Source organism: Mycobacterium sp., from assembly GCF_032162605.1.
Classification (GTDB): Bacteria; Actinomycetota; Actinomycetes; order Mycobacteriales; family Mycobacteriaceae; genus Mycobacterium.
The window spans coordinates 1-16422 of the sequence record NZ_JAVROT010000112.1 but is presented as its reverse complement, the minus strand read 5'-3'; the positions used below and the strand labels follow the sequence as shown (position 1 = coordinate 16422).

15 protein-coding genes and 1 pseudogene are annotated in these 16422 nt (G+C 67.4%); 14 read left to right on the top strand and 2 right to left on the bottom strand.

Annotation, left to right across the window (positions count from 1 at the left end; genetic code table 11):
- Together lnt and QOI01_RS06830 are read left to right on the top strand one after the other, a co-directional pair.
- The coding region (gene lnt / locus QOI01_RS06835; RefSeq protein ID WP_526379425.1) for an apolipoprotein N-acyltransferase at positions 1-1355 on the top strand (1355 nt) is incomplete at its 5' end.
- Positions 1356-1390: 35 nt separating this feature from the next.
- Complete coding sequence (locus tag QOI01_RS06830) at positions 1391-2173, top strand: polyprenol monophosphomannose synthase (RefSeq protein ID WP_526379424.1); 783 nt, start codon at positions 1391-1393, stop codon at positions 2171-2173.
- 7 nt (positions 2174-2180) lie between these two features.
- Here QOI01_RS06830 and QOI01_RS06825 read toward each other — a convergent pair whose 3' ends face one another.
- The gene (locus QOI01_RS06825; RefSeq protein WP_526379423.1) at positions 2181-2519 is read right to left on the bottom strand and encodes an RNA polymerase-binding protein RbpA; all 339 of its coding nucleotides are present in this window, start codon (positions 2517-2519) and stop codon (positions 2181-2183) included.
- A gap of 134 nt (positions 2520-2653) precedes the next feature.
- On the opposite strand from QOI01_RS06825, the gene QOI01_RS06820 reads away from it, so the two are divergent.
- From QOI01_RS06820 to QOI01_RS06780, 9 genes and pseudogenes are all read left to right on the top strand, one after another.
- On the top strand, positions 2654-2995 hold the full coding sequence (locus tag QOI01_RS06820) for a hypothetical protein (protein ID WP_526379422.1): 342 nt from the start codon (positions 2654-2656) through the stop codon (positions 2993-2995).
- A 130-nt stretch (positions 2996-3125) separates the two neighbouring features.
- Positions 3126-4338, top strand: a pseudogene (locus QOI01_RS06815) (alpha/beta hydrolase); the annotation flags it as partial.
- 1 nt (position 4339) lies between these two features.
- On the top strand, positions 4340-5020 hold the full coding sequence (locus tag QOI01_RS06810; RefSeq protein ID WP_526379421.1) for a hypothetical protein: 681 nt from the start codon (positions 4340-4342) through the stop codon (positions 5018-5020).
- A 219-nt stretch (positions 5021-5239) separates the two neighbouring features.
- On the top strand, positions 5240-5968 hold the full coding sequence (locus QOI01_RS06805) for an ABC transporter permease (RefSeq protein WP_526379426.1): 729 nt from the start codon (positions 5240-5242) through the stop codon (positions 5966-5968).
- Positions 5965-6702 carry an ABC transporter ATP-binding protein gene (locus QOI01_RS06800; RefSeq protein WP_526379420.1) on the top strand — a complete coding sequence of 246 codons (738 nt, stop codon included), beginning with the start codon at positions 5965-5967 and terminating at the stop codon, positions 6700-6702. The genes QOI01_RS06805 and QOI01_RS06800 overlap by 4 nt, the downstream gene beginning before the upstream one ends.
- 33 nt (positions 6703-6735) lie before the next feature.
- Positions 6736-7770, top strand: coding sequence for an ABC transporter substrate-binding protein (locus QOI01_RS06795; RefSeq protein WP_526379419.1), 1035 nt, complete (start codon positions 6736-6738; stop codon positions 7768-7770).
- A 7-nt stretch (positions 7771-7777) separates the two neighbouring features.
- Entirely contained in the window at positions 7778-8869 is a 1092-nt protein-coding gene (locus tag QOI01_RS06790) for an LLM class flavin-dependent oxidoreductase (RefSeq protein ID WP_526379418.1), read from the top strand.
- A 44-nt stretch (positions 8870-8913) separates the two neighbouring features.
- Entirely contained in the window at positions 8914-9489 is a 576-nt protein-coding gene (locus tag QOI01_RS06785; RefSeq protein ID WP_526379417.1) for a hypothetical protein, read from the top strand.
- Between the two features lie 33 nt (positions 9490-9522).
- Positions 9523-10803 (top strand): DUF222 domain-containing protein, encoded by a 1281-nt coding sequence (locus QOI01_RS06780; RefSeq protein WP_526379416.1) that lies wholly within the window; start codon positions 9523-9525, stop codon positions 10801-10803.
- Positions 10804-10818: 15 nt separating this feature from the next.
- Here the strand turns inward: QOI01_RS06780 and QOI01_RS06775 are convergent, their stop codons facing one another.
- Positions 10819-11517 (bottom strand): hypothetical protein, encoded by a 699-nt coding sequence (locus tag QOI01_RS06775; protein ID WP_526379415.1) that lies wholly within the window; start codon positions 11515-11517, stop codon positions 10819-10821.
- Positions 11518-11594: 77 nt separating this feature from the next.
- Between QOI01_RS06775 and QOI01_RS06770 the strand changes: the two genes are divergently transcribed.
- The 3 genes from QOI01_RS06770 to QOI01_RS06760 form a co-directional block, all read left to right on the top strand.
- Entirely contained in the window at positions 11595-13136 is a 1542-nt protein-coding gene (locus QOI01_RS06770) for a carboxylesterase/lipase family protein (RefSeq protein WP_526379414.1), read from the top strand.
- Positions 13137-13199: 63 nt separating this feature from the next.
- Positions 13200-15158 carry a primary-amine oxidase gene (locus QOI01_RS06765; protein ID WP_526379413.1) on the top strand — a complete coding sequence of 653 codons (1959 nt, stop codon included), beginning with the start codon at positions 13200-13202 and terminating at the stop codon, positions 15156-15158.
- A gap of 64 nt (positions 15159-15222) precedes the next feature.
- Positions 15223-16422, top strand: a 1200-nt coding sequence (locus QOI01_RS06760; protein ID WP_526379412.1) for a phosphotransferase, incomplete at its 3' end; no start/stop codon positions are given.

The following is a 16422-nucleotide window of genomic DNA, read 5'->3' as shown; positions in this document are numbered from 1 at the left end:
TTCCGTGGCTCGCGCTCTCTGCGATGGAGGCTCTGTTCCCCGGCGTCTTCGGCCTTCTCGCCGTAGTCGTACGGCGGCTACCCGGTTGGCCGGTGTGGTTCGCCTGCCTATGGGTGCTGGCCGAGTGGCTCAAGTCCACCATCCCGTTCGGCGGATTTCCCTGGGGTGTCGTCGGATTCACCCAGGGCAACAGCCCCTTGCTGGCGATCGCACATTTCGGCGGCGTGCCGCTGGTGTCGTTCGCCGTCGCGCTCGTCGGCGTCAGCCTTGCCGCCATCGGCATCGAAGCCCACCTGTGGTGGCGCAAGCAACATCACAGCGGCCACCTTCCGCCCTCGGTGGTGCTCCCTGGCGTCAGTGTGGCTCTCGTGCTTCTCACCGTCGCGCTCGCCACCCCGTACGTGCGTCAGTCCGGAGCGGGCGCGGGGGACGACCCGACGACGACCGTGGCCGCCGTTCAGGGCAACGTCCCCAGGCTCGGGCTCGAGTTCAACGCGCAACGGCGGGCGGTGCTCGACTACCACGTACGCGAGACCCTGCGGCTCGCCGAGGACGTCCGAGCGGGGCGCGCACCTCAGCCCGCCGTCGTCATCTGGCCGGAGAACTCGTCGGACATAGACCCGATCGCCAATCGCGACGCCGCCGAACAGATCGCGGTCGCGACCGACGCCATCCGCGCACCGATCCTCGTCGGCGCCGTCATTGCCGCGCCCGGTTACACCCGGGAGGACCCGCAGGCGACGAACACCGTCATCGTGTGGGATCCGGCCGACGGCCCAGGGGAGCGCCACGACAAGAAGATCGTGCAGCCGTTCGGTGAGTACCTGCCGTGGCGCGGCTTCTTCCGCCTGCTGTCGTCGTTCGCCGACCGAGCCGGCTACTTCGTGCCGGGCACCGGAAACGGCGTCGTCCACGCCGCGGGCATCCCGATCGGCGTGACCACGTGCTGGGAGGTCATCTTCGACCGCGCTGCCAGGGAAGCCGTGCTGAACGGGGCGCAGTTCATCGCCGTCCCGACGAACAACGCGACGTTCGACGAGGTGATGAGCGCGCAGCAGCTCTCGTTCGCCAGGCTGCGGGCCGTCGAACACGACCGGTACGTCGTGGTGGCGGGCACCACCGGCATCAGCGCGGTGATCGGACCGGACGGGCGCGAGTTGGCACGCACCGCCTTCTACGAGCCTGCCTATCTCGACGCACAGATCCGGCTGAAGACCGACCTCACACCGGCCACGCGGTGGGGTCCGGTGATCCAGGGACTGCTCGTCTTCGCTGGTGCCGCCGCTGTCGCTGGAGCAATGCTGCACAATGGGGAGTTCGTGCGTCGCCTCCGCAGGGTGACCAATCGCCGATGAGTCGAAGCACACGAGACAGACGACGAAGGAGTGACATGACCGACGAGCGATCGCGCATGATCGAGGGTGGCGATCGCCCCAGTCAGCGCACGCTGGTCATCATTCCTACCTACAACGAGCGGGAGAACCTGCCGTTGATCGTCGGTCGGGTCCATGCGGCGCGTCCCGAGGTCCACGTGCTCGTCGTCGACGACGGCAGCCCGGACGGCACCGGGGAATTGGCCGACGACCTGTCGCTCGCCGATCCGGATCGCATCCACGTCATGCACCGCGCCAGCAAGGCCGGTCTCGGCGCGGCGTACCTCGCGGGTTTCGCCTGGGGCCTCGGCAGGGGTTACGCGGTGCTGGTCGAGATGGACGCCGACGGATCGCACGCGCCCGAGGAGCTGTACCGCCTGCTCGACGCCGTGGACCGGGGCGCCGATCTGGCGATCGGCTCGCGCTACGTCGACGGCGGCACCGTGCGGAACTGGCCGCGGCGGCGGATGGTGTTGTCGCGCACGGCTAACGGCTACTCCCGCATCTCGCTGGGGGTCGACGTCAACGACATCACCGCCGGCTACCGCGCCTATCGGCGCGAGGTGCTGGAGAAGATCGACCTCAACGCCGTGGACTCGAAGGGCTACTGCTTCCAGGTCGACCTGACGTGGCGCACCATCAGCGCGGGCTTCGTGGTCAAGGAAGTCCCGATCACCTTCACCGAGCGCGAACTCGGCAAGTCCAAGATGAGCGGCTCCAACATCCGCGAGGCCGTCTTCAAGATTGCCGAGTGGGGTATTCGCGGCCGGCTCGACCGCGCTCGCGGCGTGGTGCGCTGACGGTCGGTCAGCTGCCGCGGCGCTTCGTCTTGATGATGTCGAGCCGCTCCTTGAGAAGCTCGTCCAATTCCTCCACCGAGCGTCGCTCGAGCAGCATGTCCCAGTGGGTCCTGGGCGGCTTGACCTTCTTGGGTTCGGGGACGTCGCCGTCGATCAGCGTGCCCTCCATGCCGTTTCGGCAGGGCCAGGTACCGGGGATCTCGGCTTCGTCGGCGAACGGAACCTCGAACTCCTCGCCGTTGTCGGTCCGGTAACGCGCCACCTGACGGGGCGCCAGGTCATGGTTTCGGTCGGTCTCGTAGCTCACGGCTCCGAGGCGACTACCTCGCAGGACACGATCAGCCATCGTCACTACTCCTCATCCGACATCTTCTTCCGCATGCATCCGCGGGTATCAACGCAGCCAATTGGCGCGAAGTTCCCGACGCGACTGTCCATGCTACCGGGATCGACGACGTAGGCCGTTTACAGTCGAGTCCCGTGGCGCCCGAAACTCGACGACGGTCCCGAGTGCAACCATGCCGTTGGTGCGGTCGTGAGGTCGCCGACGCGGGAATGGGCCGGCGTCGGCAGTACTGCAGGCAGTCCTGCCGACAGCGCGCCTACGAGCAGCGTGCGATGGTCAAGGGCACGTCGCTGGCCTCCGATTCGGTGGTGCTGACCGCAGACGAAGCGGCCCAGCTGTCCGACCGGGTCTACCAGGTACGGTGCGCCGCTGAGGACGTCGCCACGGCCATCGAAGAGGGAGCCGAGGGGGCTGAACTGCGCGATCTTTGCGACGCGCTGATGCGCGCGGCGAAGGCGGCCGACGGCTGGCGCTGAACGAGGTCTCCGATCACCGACGGTGAATGAATCCGGCGGCAAAGGCGTTCACGTCTTGCAGGCGATTCACAGCTACGATGACCATCAGCGACCACCAGCATCGCTCGAACCAGATCGGAACCGAGTGTCCATGTCGTCCACGGACCCAGCCGCCGAGTCGGTGTCGTCGGGTCGGGCGTGGCGTTTCGACGACTTCGTGCTCGACACGGCCCGCTACGAACTGCGTCGCGGCGGTGACGTGATCCGCGTCGAGCCGCAGGTGTTCGACGTCATGACGCAGTTGGTCAGCAACCACCACCGCTTCGTGACCAAGGAGGAGCTGTTCGACACCGTCTGGGGTGGTCGCTTCGTCGGTGAGGCGGCGCTGACCAGCCGCATCAAGGCGGCCCGCCGCGCGCTCGGTGACGACGGCGAGTTTCAGCGCTATATCCGTACCGTGCGCGGTCGCGGTTACCAGTTCGTCGGCACCATCGTCGTCGATGCGCCCACCGTCGCCGTCGCAGCCGAACCCGCGCCACCGCCGCGTCAACACATCGCGTTCTGTCGCGCGGCCGACGGGGTGCGCCTGGCATACGCGGTCGCCGGGGAGGGACCACCCCTGGTCCGCGCGGCGAACTGGATGACGCATCTCGGGTACGACATCGAGAGCCCGGTGTGGCGACACTGGGTGCGCAACCTGGCCCTGGGACACCAGTTCATTCGCTACGACGAGCGCGGCTGCGGGCTCTCGGATTGGGAGGCCGTGGACTTCACGTTCGATGCCTGGGTCTCTGATCTCGAGTCCGTGGTCGAATCCCTTGGGCTCGAACGGTTTCCGCTGTTGGGCGTGTCCCAGGGCGGTGCCGTCGCAGTGGCCCTACGCCGCCAGGCACCCGGAGCGGGTCACCAAGCTCGTCCTGTGCTCGGCCTATGCCAGGGGACGAGCGATCCGGGCCATGAACGACGAGGAACGGCGAGCCGCCGCACTCGATCTCGATCTCGCCCGGGTCGGCTGGGGCCGTGACGACCCCGCCTTCCGCCAGGTATTCGCGGCGCAGTTCCTGCCCGACGGCACCCGCGCCGACTGGGAGGAGTTCGACCACTTGCAGCGGCGGACCACCTCGCCCGAGAATGCGGTCCGGTTCCTGGAGGAGTTCGCGCGCATCGACGTTCGCGACATGGCCGAACGCGTGTCCAGCCCGACCTTGATCATGCACGCGCGTGACGATCATCGCGTGCCGCTGCGCTACGGCGAGGAACTGGCGGCGATCATCCCCGATTCCCGGCTGGTGTCGCTGGCGAGCAACAACCACCTGTTGACCGAGGCGGAACCGGCCTGGCAGGTCTTCCGCACCGAGTTGGACCTTGATCATCGGTGTCCTCGCGCTCTTCGCACTGGGCACCCTGTCCGCTTGCTCGAGTGGCTCGTCCACCGAGCCGTCGGCGGCTCCGTCGACCCAGTCGACCGCCGCCGCCCCCGCGCCGTTTCCGCAGTCCGCCAAGTACATGGCCGACATGGAGGCCGACGGAAAGAAGATGACCATCGGCATCTCCGTCGACGGCAACCAGGTCACCGCCTACGCCTGCAACGGCGTCGACGACGAGTCGTGGTTCTTCGGCAACCAGGCCGACGGGGCGATCGACATCACCTCGAAGTTCCGCGACAACCTGTCCGCATCGTTCAACGGCACCGACATCACGGGTGATCTGACGATGAACGGCACCAAGTACGACTTCACCGCGAACGCCATCTCCGCACCGGCGGGGATGTACACCGCCGCCCTCGACGGCGCCCGAGCGTCGTGGATCGTGCGGCCCGACGGTTCCGTGACCGGCGTTCAGTTCAACGGTGGTATCAGCGGCCGTGACTTCGAGCAAGCTGAACTGCAACAGCTGAACCCCGCGCAGTTCCAGTCGCAGGTCCGCAACAAGCGGATCCTGCAGCAGGCCAATCAAGTCATCAGCCTGCAGAACGGCACCTTGAACTCGAAGATCAACGGTCGCGACGTGGCCGGGCTGATCGTGACGGGTACCACCCGCTTCTGACCCGACGAGTCGACGACGGCCCTGCCTGCCACGCGCAGGCAGGGCCTCTTGTCGTCGTGAGGCTCCATCGTTTTCCTCGTGGCGAGTGGAAAGCTTCCGGCCTCCGACACGGCTACGTAGCGTCACTGGATCGTGACCGCATCAGTCGAGCCCGCCGCCGTAACCACGGTCGCGTCGCCGACGGCGAAAGTACGCCTGCGGCAGCGCAAATGGGGTCTGATCCGGCTGGCCTCACCCGTAGTTCTCTTGGCCCTGTGGCAGCTGGGCAGTGCGATCGGCCTGATTCCGCAGGACATCCTGCCCGCACCGTCCCTGATCTTCGAGGCCGGTATCGAGCTGATCGAGAACGGCCAGCTCGTCGATGCCCTGCGGGTGTCCGGGGTGCGGGTGGTCGAAGGTCTGATCCTCGGTGGCGTGATCGGTGTGGCGCTCGGCACAGCGGTGGGGTTGTCCCACTGGTTCGAGGCAACGGTCGACCCGCCGATGCAGATGGTCCGCGCGCTGCCGCACCTCGGCTTGATCCCGCTGTTCATCCTGTGGTTCGGCATCGGTGAGCTGCCGAAGGTGCTGTTGGTGGCGCTCGGCGTCAGCTTCCCGCTCTACCTCAATACGTTCTCGGCGATCCGCCAGGTCGACCCGAAGCTCTTCGAAACCGCTCAGGTGCTTGGCTTCTCGTTCTGGCAGAGATTCCGCACGATCATCGTGCCCAGCGCCGCACCGCAGGTGCTCGTCGGTTTGCGCCAGTCCCTGGCCATCGCCTGGCTCACGCTGATCGTTGCCGAGCAGATCAACGCCGACAAGGGAATCGGGTTCCTGATCAACAACGCCCGTGACTTCCTGCGCATCGACATCATCATCTTTGGCCTGATCGTCTACGCGATGCTGGGCATCGGCACGGATGCGATCGTGCGAGCCGCCGAGCGTCGGGCCCTGAGGTACCGCTCGTGACGGTGACCTCCGAACGGCAGACCGGGACTGCGGGCGAACTGCGCAACGTCGACAAGTGGTACGGCGAGCATCACGTGCTGGCTGACGTGTCGGTGCGCATCGGCCGTGGCGAGATCGTCGCTCTGATCGGCCGAAGCGGCTCGGGCAAGTCGACGGTGCTCCGGGTGCTGGCGGGGTTGTCCACCGATCACAATGGCGAGCGAGTGGTCGCAGGCGCGCCCGCGCTGGCCTTCCAGGAGCCCCGTTTGTTCCCCTGGCGCGACGTGCGAACCAACGTCGTCTACGGACTGACCCGCACTCGATTGTCCAGGGCCGACGCGGTCGCCCGCGCCGACCGTGCGTTGGCCGACGTCGGTCTCGCGGAACGCACGGACGCCTGGCCGCTGACGCTGTCCGGTGGACAGGCGCAACGGGTGTCGCTCGCGAGGGCGCTGGTGGCCGAACCCGAACTCCTGCTGCTCGACGAGCCCTTCGGCGCACTCGACGCGCTGACCCGCCTGACCATGCGGGCGCTGCTGCTCGATCTGTGGCGGGAACACCGGTTCGGTGTGCTGCTGGTGACCCACGACGTGGACGAGGCGGTGGCGCTCGCCGACCGAGTGCTGGTCCTCGAGGAGGGCCGTGTGATCCACACGCTCGTCATCGACGATGCCAGGCGCTCGCCGTCGGACCCGTCCGCCAACACCGAGCGTTACCGCGCCGAACTGCTCGACCGGCTCGGCGTCCATCTCTGACGAACGCATCGTCGAACAATGAAGGGAACGGTCATGCCCGCATCCAGACGAGTGATCGCGATACGCGTCGCGGCCCTGCTGACGCTGATCGGCGTGCTGGCCAGCTGCGTGTCGCGTGAGGAGAGTTCCGGCGCTCAGCAGGCCCCGGCCACGGTGCCGCTGTCCGAGGTGTCCGACGTCACGCTGCAGATCGGAGACCAGAAGGGCGGCACCGAGTCACTGCTGCGCGCCGCGGGCGCGCTGAACGACCTGCCCTACAAGGTGGTGTTCGCCACCTTCACCTCCGGACCACCGCAGGTGGAGGCCGCGACCGCAGGCAAGATCGACTTCGCCGTAACCGGCAACACCCCGCCCATCTTCGGTGCCGCCGCCAATGCGAAGGTAAAGGTGGTGACAGCATACGAAAACGGAGGAGACGGCGACCGCATCCTCGTGCGGGCCGATTCACCGATCAAGACCGTCGCCGACCTGCGTGGGAAGAGCGTGGCCGTCGGCAAGGGCAGCTCAGCGCACGGCCACATCCTGGCCCAGCTGCAGAAGGCCGGCCTGTCGCCCGCCGACGTGAAACTCGTGTTCCTACAGCCTGCCGACGCCTTGACCGCCTTCACCAGCAGGCAGGCAGACGCCTGGGCCATCTGGGATCCGTACACCGCGCAGGTTGAACAACAGGTGCCCGTGCGCAGCATCGCCCAGGCCACCGGTGTCACCAACGGGGCCGGGTTCGGCATCGCATCGGATGCCACCCTGGCCGACCCGAAACGCAACACCGCGCTCAGCGATCTGCTGGTGCGTTACGCCAAGGCGACCCGGTGGGCACAGGACCATCCCGAGGAGTGGGCGCGTAGCTATTCGGAGGCGGTCGGTCTCGGCCTGCCCGTAGGAACCGTTGCACAGAGCCGGAGCCTACGGTCCTCGACCGCGCTGTCGGATCAGTTGATCGGCTCGGAGCAGGAGCTGGCCGACTTGTTCGCCGAGACCAAGCAGATCGCATCGGCCCCCAAGTTCGCCGACTGGGTGGATCACCGCTATGACGATGCGCTCAAACCCTTTCTGACGAACGGCAATTAGGAGTTTCGTGGCCGCCAAATTCTTCTGGTTCCTGCCCACCAGCGGCGACAGCCGCTCAATAGTCGGCTCGTCGCACGCGTCGTCGAACCAAGTCTTGCCGCCGAATTACCGTGCCCCGACCCGTCGGTACCTCGCCGAGGTGGCCCGGGCTGCCGACCGGCTCGGCTTCGAAGGCGTGCTCACGCCGACCGGAACCTGGTGCGAGGACGCCTGGTTGACGTCAGCGGCTCTGCTCGCCGAGACCGAGAAGTTGAAATTCCTGGTCGCATTCCGGCCCGGCCTGGTGCCGCCGACGCTGGCTGCCCAGCAGGCCGCGACATTGCAGCGCTTCTCCGAAGGCCGGGTCCTCCTCAACATCGTCAGCGGCGGTGACGACGCCGAGCAGCGCCGCTTCGGCGACTGGCTGGATCACGACGAACGCTATGCCCGTACCGGTGAGTTCCTCCACGTCGTCAACTCGGTGTGGCGAGGGGACGGGCTCGACTTCAAGGGCGACTACTACACCGTGGCGGACGCTCGGGTGTCCGCACCGCCGGATCCGTTGCCGCAAATCTACTTCGGGGGTTCTTCGCCCGCGGCGCTGCCGATCGCCGCGCAGTACGTCGACGTGTACCTGACGTGGGGTGAGCCACCGCAAGCGGCGGCGGCCAAGATCGCGAAGGTCCGCGAGCTGACCGAGGCCCGGGGCCGCAAGGTCCGGTTCGGCATCCGCCTGCACACGATCAGCCGCGACACGTCGGCCGCCGCTTGGGGGGTCGCCGACGAGCTCGTCGCAGGGCTCAGCGACGATCAGATCGCGAAGCAGACTGCACTGCATGCGAGTTCGCAGTCCGAGGGCCAGCGCCGGATGACGGCACTGCACGGCGGCCGGGTGGATCAACTGGAGATCTACCCCAACCTCTGGGCCGGGGTGGGGCTGGTGCGCGGCGGGGCAGGCACGGCGCTCGTGGGCAGCCACGAGGAGGTCGCGAACCTGATCTACGAGTACCACTCGCTGGGTTTCGACGAATTCATCCTCTCGGGCTATCCGCACCTCGAGGAGGCCCACTGGTTCGCCGAGGGAGTCCTTCCGCTGTTGAGGCAGAAGGGTGTCGCGTAGTTCGATCACGGTTTCTCGAGCCGATTTTCGTGACACCCTGAGGTGTGGACGAATGGTTTGAGCACAGCCCGTTCGTCGGGTTCGTGCCGTGGATCATCTACTGGGTGGTGGCCGAAGGCCCGAGTACGTGGCTGTTCGGCGCGCTGAGTGCAGTGTTGGCGGCGTTCATCCTCGGCATCTCCATGGGTCGAGGCGGGCCCCGGCTGCTCGAGATCGTCACGATCGTCTTCTTCGTCGCGGTGACGGCAGTCGGAGTGATCGTCGGCGCGGCGGACCGCGATTGGATGGACACCTACGCGACGACGTTGTCCAGCGGCGTGCTGGCGTTGATGGCGCTGGGCTCGTTGGCGTTCACGCCGTTCACCGAGCAGTACGCCAGGGTGTCCCGGCCCATGGACGACTGGGAGAAGCCGGCGTTCCGTCAGACCAACAGGGTGCTGACCCTGATGTGGGCCCTGGTCTTCGCGCTGATCTCGGTGCTCGGGTACTACGCCACCCAGGTGCCGCAGACCCGTGACTGGACCAACTGGGTGATTCCGATCGTGGTCATCGTCGGTGCGGTGGGAATGACGCAGTCGTACCCGACGCGTGTCCGTGAGAAGGCTCGCCCCGCGGGCTGAGACTTGTCGGGCGGCGGCTGTAGAGTCGCACACATGTTCGATACGACGGCAACGATAGACCCGCCCGCCACGGAGGCGGCGCTGGTCGAACGTATCGCGGTGCTGGAGCGCGAGAAGTCGGCGGCCGCTGCCGAGCAGGCGATTTTGACCGCCGAACTCGATGCCACGCGCCGCTGTCGGGAAGCCGCGGAAGGAGTGCCTTCCGCCAAGCGCGGCAAGGGCCTGGCCAGCGAGATCGCCCTGGCCCGCCGCGATTCACCCAACCGGGGCGGCCGCCACCTCGGATTCGCCAGGGCCCTGGTCCACGAGATGCCCCACACCCTGGCCGCACTCAAGGCGGGATTGCTCTCCGAATGGCGGGCCACTTTGATCGTGCGGGAATCAGCGTGCCTTGACGTTGAGGACCGCCGCACCCTGGATGCCAGGATGTGCGCCGACCAGGCCGCGTTGGAGGGCAAGGGCGACAAGCGACTCGAAGCCGACGCCAAGGCCATCGCCTACGAACTCGACCCGCACGCGGTCGTCGAGCGGGCGGTACGCGCTGAATCCGAGCGCACCGTCACCAGCCGGCCCGCCCCCGACAACATGGCCTACGTGACCGCCCTGCTTCCGATGCCTCAAGGGGTGGCGGTCTACGCCGCGCTGCGTCGGGCCGCGGACACCTGTGGTGACGGCCGGCGGCGCGGCCAGGTGATGGCCGACACCTTGGTCGAACGGGTCACCGGACGTCCCGCCGAAGTACCCGTGCCGGTGGCGGTGAACCTGGTACTCACCGACGGAACTCTGCTGGGCGGCGAGACAGTCCCTGCGCAGCTGGCCGGGTACGGGCCGATCCCGGCGGCGGTAGCGCGGGGACTGGTCAATGCCGCGGTCAACGACAAGCGTTCACGAGCCACGCTGCGGCGGCTGTACAAGCCGCCGGGCAGCGGTGCGCTGGTGGCGATGGAATCGCGGGCGCGGCTGTTCCCCAAGGGTCTGGCGACGTTCATCGATCTGCGCGACGACACCTGCCGCACACCGTACTGCGATGCCCCGATCCGCCACCACGACCACGCCGACCCGCACCGCCGGGATGGACCAACCTCGGCGGTCAACGGGTTGGGGGAGTGTGAACGGTGCAACTACGCCAAGGAGGCGCCTGGCTGGTCGGTGAGCACCTCGAGTGACGACGAGGGTTGCCACACTGCGGAATTCACCACACCCACCGGAGCGCGACACCGGTCGAGGGCGCCGCGGCTACCCGGTCTGAGGACAACGCTCTTCAGCGAGCGCGACGTCCGCACTGCCATGGCGATCGCCGAGTACGCCGCCTAGCAAGGGCCCGGCGGCTCAGCAGCTGAGCCGGACGCCGATGTCCGCTGGCGGAGTCGCCTTCTGCAGGCAGCCGAATCCCTCGACGCCTGCCGCGCTCAACTTGACCGCGGTCTGGTGCGCGTAGTTGACGCAGAACAATCCCGTGGCGTCCGAACGGCAGCGGTAGTCACCGAACGCCAAGGTGTGGCCCGCGGGTAGTTCGGCACCCGTGCCGTCGCCGAACGGGCCCGGATCACCGTGCGGCGAGCCGACGTCGACTTCTGCGCCCGTGAAGTCCACCCAGTTGTCCTTCCACGCCGTCTCGATGCCGGGCGGCCGCGGCGGCGGATCTGCCAGCTTCATCAGGCACGCCAATGCGCCCTCCCGGTACTCGTTGGTGACGCAGTTGGCCTCGGTGCCCGCCGTGGTGAACGCCACTCCGTCGTCGAGGGTCGTCGACTCACCGTCGCGCGTCATCGAGTGGTAACCGGCGGCGTCGGCGGGTGTTCCCGCCTCGATCCATCGGATGACGTCGGCGATCGCGGCACCCTGCTGAGGCGCAGAGGCCGGCGCGAGCGAAGGCTTCGTCGTGGTCTTCGACGGCGACGCGCTGGGAGGCGAACTGGTCGGGGTACCCGTGATCGGCGTCTGTCGGGTTTGGTCCGCGGTCCCGCCCGTGCCGCCCGAACAGCCCGCCACCAGCGCAGACATGGCGAGGACAAAGGCGATTCGCATGCCGACCAGGGTAGCGGGCGCCCTTGGGGCGGCACGCCAGGCGCATCGGGCGTGGGCTTCTTCGCTAACGTCGACCCATGCACGATCGCACCATTCGCGTGGCCATCGACAGCGGGGTCATCGAAGGCTTCACCGCCGACGGCGTCCACCGCTGGCGATCCATCCCATTCGCCCGGCCTCCAGTGGGCCGGCTGCGCTACCGCGCTCCGCAACCGGTGCAGCCATGGCCGGGTGTGCGTTACTGCCACGGGTTCACCTACTGCGCGCCGCAGGACCGCAAGTACACGCTGCTCGGCGTCGGCAAGTTCCAGCCGATGAGCGAGGACTGTCTCACGCTCAACGTCGTCGCGCCGGAGACCGGGCCTGTCGGCTCCTCGCGCGAGCGCTCGTCGGCGTCCGACGAACCGCTGCCGGTGATGTTCTTCATCCATGGCGGCGGTTACATCCTGGGCAGCTCGGCGACACCGATCTATGACGGTGCGTCCATGGCGCGACGGGGCTGCATCTACGTCTCGGTGAACTATCGGCTGGGTGCGCTTGGTTGCATGGATCTTTCGGCCCTGTCGACACCGGACGATCCGATCGAGGACAACCTGTTCCTGCGCGATCTCGTGATGGCGTTGCGGTGGGTTCGCGACAACGTCGCGGTCTTCGGCGGCGACCCGGACAACGTGACGATCTTCGGTGAGAGCGCCGGTGCGCACGCCGTGGCCACGCTGCTGGCGGTCCCGGAATCCAAAGGACTGTTCGTGCAGGCGATTTCGGAGAGTCCCGCGAGCGGTATGGCCGGGCCGCCCGACGTCGCCGCGGCCTTCGCCGCCGACCTGGTCGGTGTTCTCGGGGCGGCGCAGGAGGATGGCGCGGCCGCGGTGATGGCCGCCCGGCCCGCGGAGCTCGTCGACGGGCTGAACAAGGTGATGAGGCATGGGATGAAGGAGATGCGCGGGGCGTTCGTCGTCGGGCCGACCTTCGACACCGAGTACCTGCCGCATGATCCGGTGCAGGCCATGCGTGAGGGCACCGCACACCGGGTGCCTCTGATCGTGGGCACCAACGCCGACGAGGGCCGCCTGTTCACCCGGTTCCTGCAGTTGTTGCCGACGACCGAGCGTGCCATCGACCTGCTCTTCTCCGACTCCGACGTTCAGGTGCGGGACCGGATCACCAAAACCTATCCGGGCTACCCGAGTCCGAGCGCCTGCATCCGGCTGGGTGGCGACTTCGCCTTCGGGACCGCGGCGTGGCAGATCGCCGAAGCGCATGGCCGGCATGCGCCGACCTTCGTGTATCGGTACGACTACGCGCCGCGCACCTTCCACTGGTCGGGCCTCGGCGCCACCCACGGTACCGAGTTGTTCGCCGTCTTCGACGTCTATCGGACGCGGTTCGGGTTGGTGATGACCGCTGCCGCCGACCGTCGCTCGTCGCGTCGGGTCTCCAACGACGTGCAGGGCAGGTGGCGCGCCTTCAGCCGAACCGGCGTGCCGGGCGATGGTTGGCCGCAGTACACCGCAGACGACCGAGCGGTCATGGTCTTCGATCGGCGCTCTCACCTCGAATACGACCCGCGTGCCGACCGCCGACAGGCGTGGGAGGGGTTCACGCTCGCGGCTCGATGAAGTCGGCAGCGGGTTTCTCCAGATCCCCGTGCGGACCTGCAGTCGATGTGATCGAGTGGTGGCGTGGCGCACCCTCTGGACCCCTTGTCGACCCACGAATTCACCGCCGTCGCAGCGGTGTTGCGCCGCGAGCGCGCGATTGGACCCGGGCCGACGGCGACATCGGACCTCGGGTGGCGGTTCGCCTCGGTCGAGCTGGTGGAGCCAAGCAAGCAAGAACTGCGGGCGTTCGAGCAGGACGGCACCGTGCCCGCGCGTCGTGCGACCGCCATCTGCCTGAACAGGTCGGCCAACGCCACCTACAAGGGCGTGGTGTCGCTCGACGAAGATCGGGTCGAGACGTTCGACCACGTTCCCGGCGTGCAGGCGAACTTCACAGTGGACGAGTTCATCGAATGCGACCAGGTGCTGCGCAGCCATCCCGACGTCGTCAAGGCCCTGGCCGAACGGGGCATCACCGATCTCGACAACGTCTTCATGGACACCTGGACCTTCGGCGATGCGGTCGCTCCTCCCGAGTTCCGCGACCGCAGACTGGGCTGGTCGGACACGTGGCGCAAGGACGCGCCGGGCGCCAATCCCTACGCGCATCTGGTCACCGGCCTGCACTGCGTCATCGACCTCAACACCATGGAGGTGCTGAGGGTCGAGGACGGTGGCCCGTTCTCTTCCGGTGGCGTCGAAACCCCCAACGTGATGGGCGAATACGTGCCGCGCCACGTCCCCGAGCGCATCCGCGCAACGTCCACCCGTGAGCCGCTCAAACCAATGCACGTCACCCAGCCCGACGGCCCGTCGTTCACCCTCGACGGCAACCTCTTGCAGTGGCAGAACTGGTCGCTGCGCATCGGCTTCAACTACCGGGAGGGCAAGACCCTGCACACGGTGCGCTATCGCGATGGTGATCGCCTGCGGTCGGTCGCGCACCGGATGTCCTTCGCCGAGATGATCGTGCCCTACCGCGATTCGTCGCCGGATCACTACCGCCGCACCGCATTCGACATCGGCGAGTGGGGTCTTGGCTTCATGACGACTTCACTCGAACTGGGCTGCGACTGCCTCGGCGAGATCCGCTACCTCGATGCCGTCATGCACGACAGCAAGGGGGAGCCCTACACGATCGCCAACGCCGTCTGCATTCACGAGGAGGATGGCGCGGTGCTGTGGAAGCACGTCGATCACGATGCGGGCGCGGAGGTGCGCAGGATGCGCCGCCTGACGATCTCGTTTCACGTGACGGTCGCCAACTACGAGTACCTCGTCTACTGGCGGCTCTACCAGGACGGCAACATCGAGTGCGAGGTCAGGGCCACCGGCATCATGGTCACCACGCCGCTCGCGCCGGGCGCACCGAACCCGAACGGCACGCTCGTCGACGAGCGCACGTATGCGCCCTTCCACCAACACTTCCTGGTGGCACGCCTGGACATGGACGTCGACGGCGGTGACAACACCGTCTTCATGTCGGAGTCCTACGCCGAGCCGATGGGGCCGGAGAACCCGTACGGTCTGTCCCTCGTCACGCGGAACGTCCCGCTGCGCACGGAGAGCGAGGGCAAGCAGGACTTCAACTTCGACACTCAGCGCGCGTGGAAGGTCATCAACACCAACGTCACCAACGGTCTGGGCACCCATCCGGCCTACAAGCTGGTGCCGGGCGGGGCCATTCCGGCGATGTTCGATCCCGCGTCGCCGGTGCTGAAACGTGCCGGCGTGATCGGGCACACGGTGTGGGTCACTCCGAATGCTGCCGACGAGCGTTGGCCTGCGGGTGAATTCGTCAATCAGTCGGTCGAGGACACCGGCCTGGGGGAGTGGACGAAGGCCAATCGGTCCATCGACAACACCGACGTCGTGCTCTGGTACGTGTTCGGCCTGCACCACATCACCCGTCCCGAGGATTGGCCGGTCATGCCGGTCGACATCGTGTCGTTCTGGCTCAAGCCGTTCGGATTCTTCGACCGCAACCCGGCGCTCGACGTGCCCGCGGCAGAGCCGGACGCCTGCCACGCCAAGAGTTGACGGCCGTCAACTCATCCGCTGAAAATGCTTCGTCCCGCTCGGACGGTGCCCTAGGTTTGACCGAGTGCAGACCCCCCAGACGAAGGCGCCAGTGGAACGTCCCGCCGACCTCACCGCCGACTGGCTCGCCGCGGCGATCGGTGCCGGGGCGGTCAGCGAGTTCGCCTTCGAACGCATCGGCACTGGCCAGATGAGCGAGTGCTACCGGGTCGCCCTCACCTACTCCGACGGCCATGACGGACCGGCATCGGTGGTGTTGAAGGTCGCGGCCGCCGACCCGAGCAGCAGGCAGACGGGACTGGCGCTGGGCCTGTACGAGCGGGAGGTCCGCTTCTACAGCGATATTGCGCCGGGTCTGAATGGTCCGGTCGCACCATGCCATCACGCCGCCTACGATCCAACGACGGGCGTGTTCGACCTGCTGCTCGGGGATGCCACGCCTGCCGTCGCCGGCGATGAAGTCGCCGGTGCCACCATCGAACAGGCGCGGCTGGCACTGACCCAGCTCGGCCGCCTACACGGCCCGTTGCTGGGTGACGCCGCACTGTCGGGGGCGGCGTGGATCAACCGGGAGTCGCCACTCAACCAGGGCCTGATCTCCGCCCTCTACGCGGGTTTCCTCGATCGCTACCGCGACGACCTCGCACCCGAGCACCGTGAGGTGTGTGAACGGTTGGTCGCGACCTTCGACGCCTACGTCGCCGCAGAGGCCGCGTCGGAAAGGCCGCGGGGGCTGATTCACGGTGACTACCGTCTGGACAACCTGCTATTCGGCCAGGACGGGGCCGACCGGCCGCTTACCGTGGTCGACTGGCAGACGGTGAGCATGGGCCCGGCCCTGACCGACGTCGCCTACTTCCTCGGATGTGCGCTACCCGTGCAGCAGCGGCGCGAGCACTCCGAGGAGTTGTTGCGGGCCTACCACGACGCGCTCGGACCGGATGCCCCGTTGACCATGGACGACGTCCTCGAGGGCGTACGGCATCAGAGCTTCTTCGGCGTGGTGATGTCGATCGTGTCGCCGATGCTGGTCGAGCGCACCGAACGCGGCGACCAGATGTTCGTGACGATGATCGCGCGGCACTGCGAACACGTCCTCGACACCGATGCGCTGGCGGTCCTTCCGGCGCCGTCCACGCCGGAACCCTTGCAGCCCTACGCAGATGACGAGGGAACCCCTGAGCCGCCGGACGAGGTGCTCTGGAACGAGAGCTGGTACTTCGTCTTCGCCGACGCGGGCCAGGACGTCGGCGGTTGGGTGCGG